Raw genomic sequence first — 11,882 nt, 5'->3', positions numbered from 1 at the left:
AACCCTCCGCGGGCCGGCTCGTCAGCGGCGGACGTCGGCCGGGCCGCGGTGCAGCGGCAGCCCCGCGGCCAGCCACGCCTCCACCCCGCCGGCCAGGTCGGTCGCCCGGTGCAGCCCCACCCGCCGCAGGCTCTCGGCCGCCAGGCTGGAGCTGTACCCCTGCCGGCACACGACCACGACCTCGATGTCGTACCCGGCCGCCTCCCCGATGCGCGTGTCGCTCGCGGGGTCGAGGCGCCACTCGAGCACGGTGCGGTCGATGACGATCGCCCCGGGAAGCTCGCCGGTCTCGGCCCGCTGGGTCTCGGTCCGCGTGTCGACGACGAGGGCCCCGCGCCGGCGCGCCGCCTCCGTCTCGTGCGGGGTGTACCGCCGGATGCCGTTGCGGGCCTCGTCGAGGATCCGGTCCACGCCTGTGGCGCCGAGTTGCTGCACCCCCCGATTCTGCCGGGTGGCGGCCCCGGTCTCGGGGGCGGGTCGGCGTCGCGCCGTCCCGCCCCGGCGGGTACCTACCAGGTCAGCGGCAGGCCGTTGATGAACGTGGTGAGCGCGCCGGCGATGATCCGGTCGTCGTGCAGCGACGGGTGCCAGTCGCAGCCGAGGTGGTCCAGGCCCAGCGCGTTGTCGTCGTAGTACAGGCTGCGGACCCGGGTGTCGCCCTGGCCGGCGCGGGTCTGCACGATCTGCTGCACGGAGCTCGCGAACGCGGTGGTGATGTAGGACAGGTCGGGGTAGGTGAGCACGATGTACGTGTCCGGCCCGTACCGGTCCCGCAGCTTGGCGATGAACGCGAGGTAGGCGGTGCGGTAGTCGGCGGCGAGCGCGTCGACCGTGGCCCAGGGCTCACCCGCCGTGAGCGCGGTGGAGAAGTCGTTGATGCCGAGGCCGACGACGACCACCTGCGGCTTCCAGGTGCCCGGGTTCGGCCAGACGGCGCTGTTGTACAGCGCCTGGAGGTCCGTGTCGTAGTAGCTGCGGAAGCTGGTCGCGGTGTTCTGGCCGCCGTAGTTGCGCACCATGCCCAGCCCCGACCAGGCGATGGTCTGGTAGTCGGCGCCCAGGTCCTTGGCCGCGAGGGCGCCGAAGGCGGAGTCAGCGTTGGAGTTGCGGGTGACGCCGCCGTTGCTGCTGCAGTCGCGGGTGGTGGACATGTTGCCGTAGCCGGCGGTCCACGAGTCGCCGATGAGCTCGACCTGCCGGGGGCGCGCCGCGGGCCGGCTCAGGATCGCCCCGCCGGGCGCGGCGACGAAGCCGGAGAACTCGCCCGCGGCCCACGGGCTCTCGGTACGCTTCGCCAGCCGGACGGTGTGCTCGGCGTTGCTGAGGTTGTTCACCCAGTAGGTGGTCCGGCCGGGGGTGACCAGCGTCGCGACGGTCGCGCCGTCGACCTGCACCACGTAGTCGTTGTTGGAGTCGTTGAGGGCGACGCCGACGCCGGTGCCGCGGAACCGGCCCTCGAAGTAGACGCCCGGCCAGGTGTACTGCATGACGCCGTCAACGGTCCGGACCCGGCCGGGGGTGTACACCTGGGCCAGGCCGGCCGGCGGCGTGGACGCCGACGGCGACGGGGACGCCGGCTTCGACGACGACGGCGAGGCCGAGGGGGACGCCGGTTTGGACGACGACGCCGACGCCGAGGGGGATCCCGGCGGGACGGGGCCGTTGCAGGCCGTGCCGTTCAGGGTGTAGGCGGTCGGCACCGGGTTCGATCCGGTCCACGACCCGTTGAAGCCGAACGAGACGGTCGCGCCGCTGGCCAGGCTGCCGTTCCAGGCCGCGTTGGCCACGCTGACCTGGGCCCCGGTCTGGGTCACGGTGCCGTTCCACAGCTGCTGGACGGTCTGCCCCGCGCCGAAGGCCCACCCGAGCCGCCAGGTCGACACGGCGTCGCCCAGGTTCGTCAGGCTCACGCTGGCCCCGAAGCCGCCCGTCCACTGGCTGGTCACGGTGTAGGTCACGCGGCAGCCGGCGGCGGCCGCGGCCGGCCCGATCGCGCTGAGCGCGGCCCCGGCGGCGACGGCGCCGGTGGCGAGCGCCGCCACCCAATGCCGATTTCCCATCGATCCACCTCCTGGTGTCAGACATCGACTTACAGGAATTTTCGAAACCAGGGCAACCGGCCGGGACCCGGCCCGCCGCCGACCGCGTGGCGGCGATGAAACATGCACGCGTCAAGCGCGCGTCAAGAAACCCCGGTCCCGCGTAGGGAAAGCATCAAGAGCCCTGGGCCGGGTAGGACGCCCGGTCTTCACTTGCAGCGGAAGCGCAGCGAGTGTCGAAACGGGTGCGAGATGAGCGGGACATGGGTGGCCGGTGCGGCGCAACGCCGCCCCGGCCGGCCTCACCCTCGCCGCCGACCTCGTCGCCGCGTCCGCGACGGCGGCGACCGCCTGGACCGCGCTCGACGGGTTCCCGGTGCACCGGCCCGGCACGCTGGCCTGGGACGGCCCGGCGGACGCGCTCCGCCTCGCCGTGCGGCGGATGCGCGTCTGGCTCTGCGGCGGCGGGTTCGCGTCGTCGATTCATGTCCACAAGGAGGCGAGCCCCAGTGGCTGATGTGTGGTTTGTGTTGCTGACGATCGCGGTGTTCGTGGTCCTCGGCCTGGCGGTGCGGGCGGTGGAGCGGCTGTGAGTGCCGAGAATCTTGTCGGTCTGGTCCTGGCGGTCGCTCTGACCGCGTTTCTGGTCGCGGCGCTGTTGTTTCCGGAGCGGTTCTGATGAGCCCGACGGTGGCGGGTGTGTTGTTCATCGTGTCGCTGGTCGCGGTCCTGGTGCTGCTGTTCCGGCCGTTCGGTGACTACATGTTTCGGGCGATCACGGCCCCGCGTCATCTGCGTGCTGAGCGGTTCGTGTACCGGGTGGTCGGTGTCAACCCGGACGGTGAGCAGTCGTGGGGTGTCTACGCCCGCAGTGTGCTCGCGTTTTCGGCGGTGTCGGTGCTGTTCCTGTATGTGTTCCAGCGGTTGCAGGACCGGTTGTGGCTCAGTCTCGGGTTCGGTCCGGTCCGGCCGGGTCAGGCGTGGAACACGGCGGTGAGTTTCGTGACGAACACGAACTGGCAGTCGTACTCGGGTGAGTCGACGATGGGTCATCTGGTGCAGATGTCCGGGCTGGCGGTGCAGAACTTCGTGTCCGCGGCGGTTGGTGTGTCGGTTGCGGTGGCGCTGGTCCGCGGGTTCGCCCGGTCGAGGACTGATCAGCTCGGCAACTTCTGGGTCGATCTGGTCCGGGTCAGCCTGCGGGTGCTGCTGCCGGTCGCGGTCCTGGCCGCGCTGGTGCTCATCGCTGGTGGTGTGGTGCAGAACCTGTCGGCCGGGACCGAGGTGACGACCCTGGCCGGCGCGGGTCAGCACGTGACCGGGGGTCCGGTCGCGTCGCAGGAGGCGATCAAGGAACTCGGGACCAACGGTGGTGGTTTCTACAACGCCAACAGCTCCCACCCGTTCGAGAACCCGACCGGCTGGACCAACTGGCTGCAGATTTTGCTGATCCTGGTGATTCCGTTCAGTCTGCCGCGGGTGTTCGGGCGGATGGTCGGCGACCGGCGTCAGGGCCTGGCGATCGCGGGCATCATGGCGGTCCTGGCGATCGGCAGCACCATCGCGCTCACCGTCCTGCAGCTGCACCACGCCGGTACCGTGCCGGCCGCGGCCGGGGCAGCAACCGAAGGGGTGGAGACCCGGTTCGGGGTGGCGCAGTCGGCGACGTTCGCCGCGGCCACCACCCTGACCTCGACCGGCGCCGTGAACTCGTTCCACGACTCCTACACCGCGCTGGGCGGGATGGTGACGATGCTGAACATGATGCTCGGCGAGGTCGCGCCCGGCGGGGTCGGCTCCGGCCTGTACGGGATGCTCATCCTCGCCGTCATCACCGTGTTCGTGGCTGGGCTCATGGTCGGGCGGACACCGGAGTACCTGGGCAAGAAGATCGGGGCACGGGAGATCAAGTTCGCGTCGCTGTACCTGCTGACGACCCCGGCCCTGGTCCTCGTCGGCACCGCGACCGCGATGAGCTCGGCGTCGGCGCGTTCCGCGATGGCCAACCCCGGCCCGCACGGCCTGTCCGAGGTCCTCTACGCCTACACATCGGCGTCGAACAACAACGGCTCCGCGTTCGCCGGGATCAGCGTCAACACCACCTTCTACAACACGACACTCGGCCTGTGCATGCTCCTGGGCCGGTTCCTGCCCATCATCTTCGTCCTCGGCCTCGCCGGCTCCCTCGCCCGGCAACAACCGGTCCCCGCCTCCGCCGGAACCCTCAAAACGTACCAACCCCTCTTCATCGGCATGGTCGTCGCCGTCACCGTCGTCGTCGTCCTCCTCACCTACCTCCCAGCCGTCGCACTCGGCCCCCTCGCGGAAGGCATCCGATGAACGTCGCCGCAACCCTGCGGTCCACCCCCGACGCGCTGCGAAAGCTCAACCCGGCGACGCTGTGGCGTAACCCCGTCATGTTCATCGTCGAGATCGGCTCCATCTACTGCACCGTGCTCGCGATCGTGGATCCCGGCGTGTTCGCGTGGGCGATCGCGGCCTGGCTGTGGCTGACCGTGCTGTTCGCCAACGTCGCCGAGGCGGTCGCCGAGGGCCGCGGGAAGGCGCAGGCGGACACGTTGCGGCGCGCGAAGCAGGACACCGTCGCGCACCTGCGCGACGGCCGCGCGGTCCCGGCCGGCGAGCTCCAGCAGGGCGACGTCGTCGTGGTCGAGGCCGGTCAGGTCATCCCCGGCGACGGCGACGTGATCGAGGGCATCGCCTCGGTGGACGAGTCGGCGATCACCGGGGAGTCGGCGCCGGTCATCCGCGAGTCGGGCGGCGACCGGTCGGCGGTCACCGGCGGCACGAAGGTGCTCTCCGACCGGATCGTCGTGAAGATCACGCAGCGGCCGGGCGAGTCGTTCATCGACCGGATGATCGGCCTCGTCGAGGGGGCGAACCGGCAGAAGACCCCGAACGAGATCGCGCTGAACATCCTGCTCGCCTCGCTCACCATCATCTTCCTGCTCGCGGTCGTCACCCTGCAGCCCCTCGCCGTCTATTCGGGCGGCCCGGTCTCCGGCATCGTCCTCGTCGCCCTGCTGGTCTGCCTGATCCCGACCACGATCGGGGCGCTGCTCTCCGCGATCGGCATCGCCGGCATGGACCGGCTCGTGCAGCGCAACGTCCTGGCCATGTCCGGCCGGGCGGTCGAGGCGGCCGGCGACGTGAACACGCTGCTGCTGGACAAGACGGGCACGATCACACTCGGCAACCGCCAGGCCGGCAACCTGCTCCCGGTCGACGGGGTGACACCGGACGAGCTCGCGGAGGCCGCGCAGCTGTCATCGCTCGCCGACGAGACACCCGAGGGCCGTTCCATCGTCGTGTACGCCAAGGAGCACCACGGACTGCGCGAGCGCGACGTCGCCGGCGCCGTGTGGGTGCCGTTCACCGCACAGACCCGCATGTCCGGCGTCGACGTCGACGGGCGCGAGGTCCGCAAGGGCGCCGCGACCGCGGTGATGCAGTGGGTCCGCACCCACGGCGGGCACCCCACCAGCGAGGTCGGGTCCATCGTGGACGCCGTCTCCTCCTCCGGCGGCACCCCGCTCGTGGTCGCCGTCCGCCGCGCCGGCGAGCCGGCCCGCACCCTCGGCGTCATCCACCTCAAGGACGTCGTCAAACAAGGCATGCGGGAACGGTTCGAGGAGATGCGCCGCATGGGCATCCGCACCGTGATGATCACCGGGGACAACCCGCTGACGGCCAAAGCCATCGCCGAGGAGGCCGGCGTCGACGACTTCCTCGCCGAAGCCACCCCCGAGGACAAGATGGCCCTCATCAAACAGGAACAACAGGGCGGCAAACTCGTCGCGATGACCGGCGACGGCACCAACGACGCCCCCGCACTGGCCCAGGCCGACGTCGGCGTAGCCATGAACACCGGCACATCAGCCGCAAAAGAAGCCGGCAACATGGTCGACCTCGACTCCGACCCGACAAAACTCATCGAGATCGTCGAGATCGGCAAACAGCTGCTCATCACCCGCGGCGCACTGACCACCTTCTCCATCGCCAACGACATCGCCAAATACTTCGCGATCATCCCGGCAATGTTCGCCGCCGTATACCCCGGCCTGGACCGGCTCAACATCATGCGGCTGCACTCACCGCAATCAGCAATCCTCTCCGCCGTCATCTTCAACGCCCTCGTCATCATCGCGCTGATCCCCCTCGCCCTGCGCGGCGTGCGGTACCGGCCCGGCTCCGCCGCCGCCATGCTCCGCCGCAACCTGCTCATCTACGGCGCCGGCGGCATCATCGTGCCGTTCATCGGCATCAAACTCATCGACCTCATCGCCATGACCATCCCAGGAATCTGACATGCGCCTCCCAGCCTGGCTCGCCCAGCACCTCGCCGCCCTGCGCACCCTGGCCCTGCTCACCATCGTCCTCGGCCTCGCCTACCCCCTGCTCATGGTCGCCGCCGCCCGCCTGCCGGGCCTGAACCGCGACCACCGCGACCTCATCGGACAGTCCTTCGTGGACGGTCAGGGGCAACCGCTGCGGCAGTACTTCCAGTCCCGCCCGTCGGCCGCCGGCGACGGCTACGACCCGACCTCGACCGGCGCCAGCAACCTCGGCCCCGAGAACCTCAAGCTGCTGAACCTCGTCTGCGAGCGCAGCAAGGCGGTGGGGGAGCTCGAGCGCGTCGACGGCGCCCGGCCCTACTGCGCCCCCGACGGCCACGCCGCGGTGCTGGCGGTGTCCCCGGACCGGGTCGTCAGCGCCTACCAGGCCTGCCCCGCGACCCCCTTCGTGGCGTCGTACCAGGGCCGCGCGGTCGAGTGCGCCACCGGCGAGCCCGGCGGCGCGCTGGTCGCGATCCGCGGCGACGCGCCCGATCACCCGGCGGTGCCGGCCGATGCGGTCACGGCCAGCGGCAGCGGCCTCGACCCGCACATCAGCGTCGCCTACGCGAACCTCCAGGTGCCGCGGGTCGCCCAGGCGCGCAACCGGTCCGAGGCCGACGTGCGCAGGCTGGTGGACGAGCACACCGGAGGCCGTACGCTCGGGTTCATCGGGGAACCGGCGGTCAACGTGCTCGAGCTGAACCTCGCCCTGGATCGGAGCTGACATGACGGCGCGCGGGACGCTGCGGGTGTACCTGGGCGCGGCGCCCGGCGTCGGCAAGACCTACAAGATGCTCGAAGAGGGGCGGCGGCGCCGCGAACGCGGCACCGACGTGGTCGTGGGGTTCGTGGAGACCCACGACCGCCCCGCCACCGAGGCGATGCTCGAGGGCCTGGAGACCGTCCCGCGCCGGGACATGACCTACCGGGGCGCGGCCTTCACCGAGCTCGACCTCGACGCCGTCCTGGCCCGCCGGCCCGAGGTCGCCCTCGTCGACGAGCTCGCGCACACCAACGTGCCCGGCAGCGCCCACGCCAAGCGGTGGCAGGACGTCGAGCTGCTCCTCGAGGCCGGCATCGACGTGCTGACCACCGTCAACGTGCAGCACCTGGAGTCGCTCAACGACGTCGTCGAGGCGATCACCGGCGTGCCGCAGCGCGAGACCGTCCCCGACGCCGTGGTCCGGCGGGCCGAGCAGATCGAGCTCGTCGACATGACCCCGGAGGCGCTGCGCCGGCGGATGGCGCACGGCAACGTCTACAAGCCGGAGAAGATCGACGCCGCGCTCGGCAACTACTTCCGGGTCGGCAACCTCACCGCCCTGCGCGAGCTCGCCCTGCTGTGGCTGGCCGGCAAGGTCGACGAGCAGCTCGACCGGTACCGCAGCGAGCACGGCATCGACAAGAAGTGGGAGACCCGGGAGCGGGTCGTGGTCGCGCTGACCGGCGGCCCGGAGGGCGACACGCTCATCCGCCGGGCCGCGCGGGTCGCCGCCCGGACCAAGGCCGCCGACCTCCTCGCCGTGCACGTGGTCCGCGGCGACGGGCTCGCCGCCGCGGACCCGGCCCGCCTCACCCGGCAGCGGCTGCTCGTGGAGTCCCTCGGCGGCACGTACCACCAGGTCCTCGGGGCCGACGTGCCGCGCGCCCTGCTCGACTTCGCCCGCGGCGTCAACGCCACCCAGCTCGTCCTCGGAGCCAGCCGCCGCGGCCGCCTCGCCCAGATCCTCTCGCCCGGCGTGGGCACCACCACCACCGCCGAGTCCGGCGCCATCGACGTGCACCTCGTCACCCACGAGGAGGCGCGCCGGTTCGCCTTCCGCGCCCGGCGCCCGGGCGGCCTCGACCGCCGCCGGCGCATCGCCGGCCTGCTCGTCGCCGCGGCCGGCCTGCCGCTGCTGACCCTGGTCCTCGACGCCCTGCGCGACGGGACGGCACTGACCACCGAGATCCTCGCCTACCTGGTGCTGGCCGTCGCCGCCGCGCTCGTCGGCGGCCTGCTGCCCGCGCTCATCTGCGCCGTCGGCGGCTTCGTGCTGCTCAACTGGTTCTTCACGCCGCCGCTCAACCGGTTCACGATCGACGAGCGGGAGAACCTCTTCGCGCTCGTCGCGTTCGTCGGCGTCGCGGTCGCCGTGGCCACCGTCGTCGACAGCGCCGCCCGCCGGGCCCGCGATGCCGCCCGCGCCTCGGCCGAGGCCCAGACCCTGGCCACCCTCGCCGGCAGCGTCCTGCACGGCGACAACCCGCTCGAGGCGCTGCTGGAGCGGGTCCGCGAGTCCTTCGGCCAGTCCTGCGTGACACTGCTGGAGCGGGACTCGGAGCACGCACCGTGGCAGGTGGCCGCCTCGGTCGGCGCCGCGCCGTGCACCTCGCCGGCCGACGGTGAGACGGAGGTACCGATCGAGGAGAACGTGGCCCTGGTGCTGCGCGGACACGCCCTGCCCGCGACCGCCCGGCGCCTGGTCGAGGCGTTCGCCGCGCACGCCGCGATCGCCCTGCGCCAGCGCCGCCTGGGCGAGCAGGCCGCCGCCGCGGGTACCCTCGCCGAGGTCGACCGGCTGCGCACCGCGCTGCTCTCCGCGGTCAGCCACGACCTGCGCACCCCGCTCGCCTCCGCCAAGGCCGCCGTCGGCAGCCTGCGCAGCCCCGACATCGACTTCTCGCCCGAGGACACCGGGGAGCTGCTCGCCACCGCCGAGGAGTCGCTGGACAAGCTCACCCGCCTGGTCGAGAACCTGCTCGACATGTCCCGCCTGCAGGCCGGCGCCCTCGCCCTGACGCTGGAGGCGGTCGACCTCGCCGACGCCCTGCCCCGCGCCGCCGACGACCTCGACGCGGCCGTCGCGATCAGCGTGCCCGAGGAGCTGCCGGAGGTCACCGCCGACCCGGCCCTGCTGGAGCGCATCCTGGTCAACCTGATCGCCAACGCCCTGCGGCACAGCCCGCCGGACCGCCCGCCGTCGATCGGGGCCAGCGCCCACGCCGAGCGGGTCGAGATCCGGGTCGTCGACCACGGCCCGGGCCTGCCGGCGGCCGACCACGACCGCGTGTTCCAGCCGTTCCAGCGCCTCGGCGACCGCGACAACTCCACGGGCGTCGGCCTCGGCCTGGCCCTGTCCCGCGGCCTGGCCGAGGCGATGGGCGGCACCCTGCGGCCGGAGCCGACCCCGGGCGGCGGGCTGACCATGACCCTGAGCCTGCCCGGCGTCCGCTGACCCGCGTCCTCAGGCCGCGTGCTCCGGGTGGTCTCGGCGCTGCTCGCCTTCGTCTCGTTCTTCGCCGGCGCGCCGCTGCTGGTGATGATCGCCGAGGCCGTCGTCATTGTGGCGACGGTGGCGGCGCCCGTGCTCCTGCGCCGCCGGTCCGCCGTCACGGTGCCGGCCTGACCACGTCCTCGGGCTACGACCGCGGCGGGATGAGCCGGCGGTACGCCGGAACGGCCGCCGCGGCCACCCCGAGGTGCATCAGCATCAGGCAGAGGACCCCGGCGGTGGTGGTGCCCGGCTGCGACTTGTTCGCGAGCAGCAGCACGTCGGGGATCCACGAGAGCACGAGCACGGCGGGCACCAGCATCCGCAGCAGGCGGCCGGCGTCGCGGGCCCGGCTCGCGATCAGGTGCCAGCCGACGGCGCCGGCGAGCGCGCCGACGAGGGTCAGCATGCCGTACACCTGCGGCTGCAACGGCATGAACTCGCTCGGCGCGTCGAGCAGGGCCCGCCCGGTCAGCGCGATCACGCTGTTGACGACGAACCCGCCGACCGCCCCGATGCCGGCGGCGGCGAGGGTCGACTTCCACGAGATGCCGGGACGGGCGATGGTGCTGGTCATGGCGAGCCTCCCGAAGCTGTTGTTGAAGTTTCAACGACCAGCATCGGGGGCGACCCTACGAAATGCACTACCGTCTCTCTAAGACGGGCCTAAGAAAGCACCCGGACCGCCGGGGGTAGCGCCGCTGGCTCCGGGCGCGCCCGGAACGACTCGATCGTCAGCGCCGCGAACCGCCGCGACGCCGCCGCGCGAACGGCGGGCGACCCGGCCCGGATGCCCTCGTTGGCCATCAGCGCCACGACGACGTCCTCGAGCTCGAGGTCGGCGCGCAGCTCGCCGGACGCCTTGGCGCTGGCGATGAGGCGCAGCAGCAGGCGTACCGTCCGCTCGCGATCGGAGCGCAGGTAGCCGGTGGGCGCTCGGCGGCGGGCGGGCCGGCGCATCAGCTCCCCGACCACGTGGCGGAAACCGTGCCACGGGTCGGTCTCGGCGAGCCCCCGCTCCACGATCGCCGAGCACAGCGCCGGCTCGGCGGCCGCGGCGGCCGCGGTGAACAACGCCTCCTTGGTCGGGAAATGCCGGTACACCGTCGCCGGCCCGACCTCCGCCCGCCGCGCGATCTCCCGGATCGGCACGCCGAGCCCCTCGGCCGCGAACGCCGCGCGCGCGACGGCGAGGATGCGCCCCCGGTTGTCCCGCGCGTCCGAGCGCTGTCTCACTTCCGCCGTCACCCCTCTCACTTTAGCCAGGCGGGCGGGGGGTTCCGTTACGGTCCGGATCATGCGAGCAGTCCAGTTCACCGAGTACGGCCCGCCCGCCGTCGTCCACGTCGCCGACGTCCCGCCGCCCCACGCCGGCCCGGGGGAGATCCGCATCGCGGTGCGCGCGTCGGGCTTCTCGGCCGGCGAGACCCGCATCCGCTCCGGGCGGCTGCGCGACGTGGTCCCGGCGGCCTTCCCGTTCCGCACCGGCTTCGACGCCGCCGGGGTCGTCGACGAGGTCGGCCCGGGCGTGACCGGCACCGCCGCCGGCGACGAGGTGTTCGGCTGGACCGCGATGACGGCCCGGGGCGCCCACGCCGAGCACGCCGTCCTCGTCGCCTGGGCCGCGAAGCCGGCCGCGTGGACCTGGGCGGAGGCGGGCGGTGCCGCCGGTACCGCCGAAACGGGCACGCGCGTGCTGGACCGCCTCGGCGTCGGCCCCGGTCACACCGTGCTCGTGCACGGCGCGGCGGGCGGCGTCGGCACGGTCGCGGTCCAGCTGGCGGCGGCGCGGGGCGCGACGGTCATCGGCACGGCGAGCCCGGCCAACCACGCCTTCCTGCGCTCGCTGGGCGCGATTCCCGTGGTGTACGGCGAGGGCCTGCCCGACCGCGTGCGCCCCCTGGCCCCGGACGGCGTCGACGCGGTCTTCGACACCGCGGGCGGCGCACTGCCGGACCTGATCGCCGTCGCGGGCACCCCGGCACGCGTGGTGACCATCGCCGACCTCACCGCCGCGGCCCACGGCGTGCACATGTCCCACGGCTCCCCGTCCGCCGCCGCCGGGGATCCGCTGGCGGTCCACGCCCTGGCCCTCGCGGCCGCCCTGGCCGACGAGGGCCGGCTGCACATCCCGATCGCGGCGACGTTCCCGCTCGAGGCCGCGGCCGCGGCCCACGAACTGAGCGAGACCCGCCACGCCCGCGGCCGGATCGTCTTCGTCGTCTCGTAGG

The 11,882-nt window shown here is 72.7% G+C and carries 12 protein-coding genes; 8 read left to right on the top strand and 4 right to left on the bottom strand.

The window, feature by feature from the left end:
• Nucleotides 1–21 precede the first annotated feature (21 nt).
• Together ACPPVO_RS31680 and ACPPVO_RS31675 are read right to left on the bottom strand one after the other, a co-directional pair.
• On the bottom strand, nucleotides 22–435 hold the full coding sequence (locus tag ACPPVO_RS31680; RefSeq protein WP_426502204.1) for a rhodanese-like domain-containing protein: 414 nt from the start codon (nucleotides 433–435) through the stop codon (nucleotides 22–24).
• 74 nt (nucleotides 436–509) lie between these two features.
• A complete protein-coding gene (locus ACPPVO_RS31675) occupies nucleotides 510–2,060 on the bottom strand; it encodes a cellulose binding domain-containing protein (RefSeq protein WP_426502203.1) in 1,551 nt (516 codons plus the stop codon).
• A gap of 253 nt (nucleotides 2,061–2,313) precedes the next feature.
• On the opposite strand from ACPPVO_RS31675, the gene ACPPVO_RS31670 reads away from it, so the two are divergent.
• From ACPPVO_RS31670 to ACPPVO_RS31640, 7 genes are all read left to right on the top strand, one after another.
• A complete protein-coding gene (locus ACPPVO_RS31670) occupies nucleotides 2,314–2,556 on the top strand; it encodes a hypothetical protein (protein WP_426502202.1) in 243 nt (80 codons plus the stop codon).
• A 72-nt stretch (nucleotides 2,557–2,628) separates the two neighbouring features.
• Nucleotides 2,629–2,718, top strand: a complete 90-nt coding sequence (kdpF, locus tag ACPPVO_RS31665) for a K(+)-transporting ATPase subunit F (RefSeq protein WP_260723139.1) — start codon at nucleotides 2,629–2,631, stop codon at nucleotides 2,716–2,718.
• Nucleotides 2,718–4,379 (top strand): potassium-transporting ATPase subunit KdpA, encoded by a 1,662-nt coding sequence (kdpA, locus tag ACPPVO_RS31660; protein WP_426502201.1) that lies wholly within the window; start codon nucleotides 2,718–2,720, stop codon nucleotides 4,377–4,379. The genes kdpF and kdpA overlap by 1 nt, the downstream gene beginning before the upstream one ends.
• On the top strand, nucleotides 4,376–6,367 hold the full coding sequence (gene kdpB, locus ACPPVO_RS31655; RefSeq protein ID WP_426502200.1) for a potassium-transporting ATPase subunit KdpB: 1,992 nt from the start codon (nucleotides 4,376–4,378) through the stop codon (nucleotides 6,365–6,367). The genes kdpA and kdpB overlap by 4 nt, the downstream gene beginning before the upstream one ends.
• A 1-nt stretch (nucleotide 6,368) precedes the next feature.
• A complete protein-coding gene (locus tag ACPPVO_RS31650; RefSeq protein WP_426502199.1) occupies nucleotides 6,369–7,121 on the top strand; it encodes a potassium-transporting ATPase subunit C in 753 nt (250 codons plus the stop codon).
• Nucleotide 7,122: 1 nt separating this feature from the next.
• Complete coding sequence (locus tag ACPPVO_RS31645) at nucleotides 7,123–9,615, top strand: ATP-binding protein (protein WP_426502198.1); 2,493 nt, start codon at nucleotides 7,123–7,125, stop codon at nucleotides 9,613–9,615.
• An 18-nt stretch (nucleotides 9,616–9,633) separates the two neighbouring features.
• Nucleotides 9,634–9,786, top strand: a complete 153-nt coding sequence (locus ACPPVO_RS31640; protein WP_426502197.1) for a hypothetical protein — start codon at nucleotides 9,634–9,636, stop codon at nucleotides 9,784–9,786.
• A 13-nt stretch (nucleotides 9,787–9,799) separates the two neighbouring features.
• On the opposite strand, the gene ACPPVO_RS31635 is transcribed toward ACPPVO_RS31640, so the two are convergent.
• Together ACPPVO_RS31635 and ACPPVO_RS31630 are read right to left on the bottom strand one after the other, a co-directional pair.
• The gene (locus ACPPVO_RS31635) at nucleotides 9,800–10,228 is read right to left on the bottom strand and encodes a DUF6069 family protein (RefSeq protein ID WP_426502196.1); all 429 of its coding nucleotides are present in this window, start codon (nucleotides 10,226–10,228) and stop codon (nucleotides 9,800–9,802) included.
• Between the two features lie 89 nt (nucleotides 10,229–10,317).
• Nucleotides 10,318–10,899, bottom strand: coding sequence for a TetR/AcrR family transcriptional regulator (locus ACPPVO_RS31630; protein ID WP_426502195.1), 582 nt, complete (start codon nucleotides 10,897–10,899; stop codon nucleotides 10,318–10,320).
• Nucleotides 10,900–10,948: 49 nt separating this feature from the next.
• Here ACPPVO_RS31630 and ACPPVO_RS31625 point away from each other — a divergent pair, with 49 nt between their 5' ends.
• A complete protein-coding gene (locus tag ACPPVO_RS31625) occupies nucleotides 10,949–11,881 on the top strand; it encodes an NADP-dependent oxidoreductase (RefSeq protein WP_426502194.1) in 933 nt (310 codons plus the stop codon).
• The last annotated feature ends 1 nt before the right edge of the window (nucleotide 11,882 follow it).

The sequence above is a fragment of the Dactylosporangium sp. McL0621 genome (genome assembly GCF_049995355.1).
In the GTDB taxonomy this organism is placed as follows: Bacteria; Actinomycetota; Actinomycetes; order Mycobacteriales; family Micromonosporaceae; genus Dactylosporangium.
The sequence above is the reverse complement of the archived record's forward strand: the minus strand, read 5'-3'. Positions and strand labels throughout refer to the sequence as shown.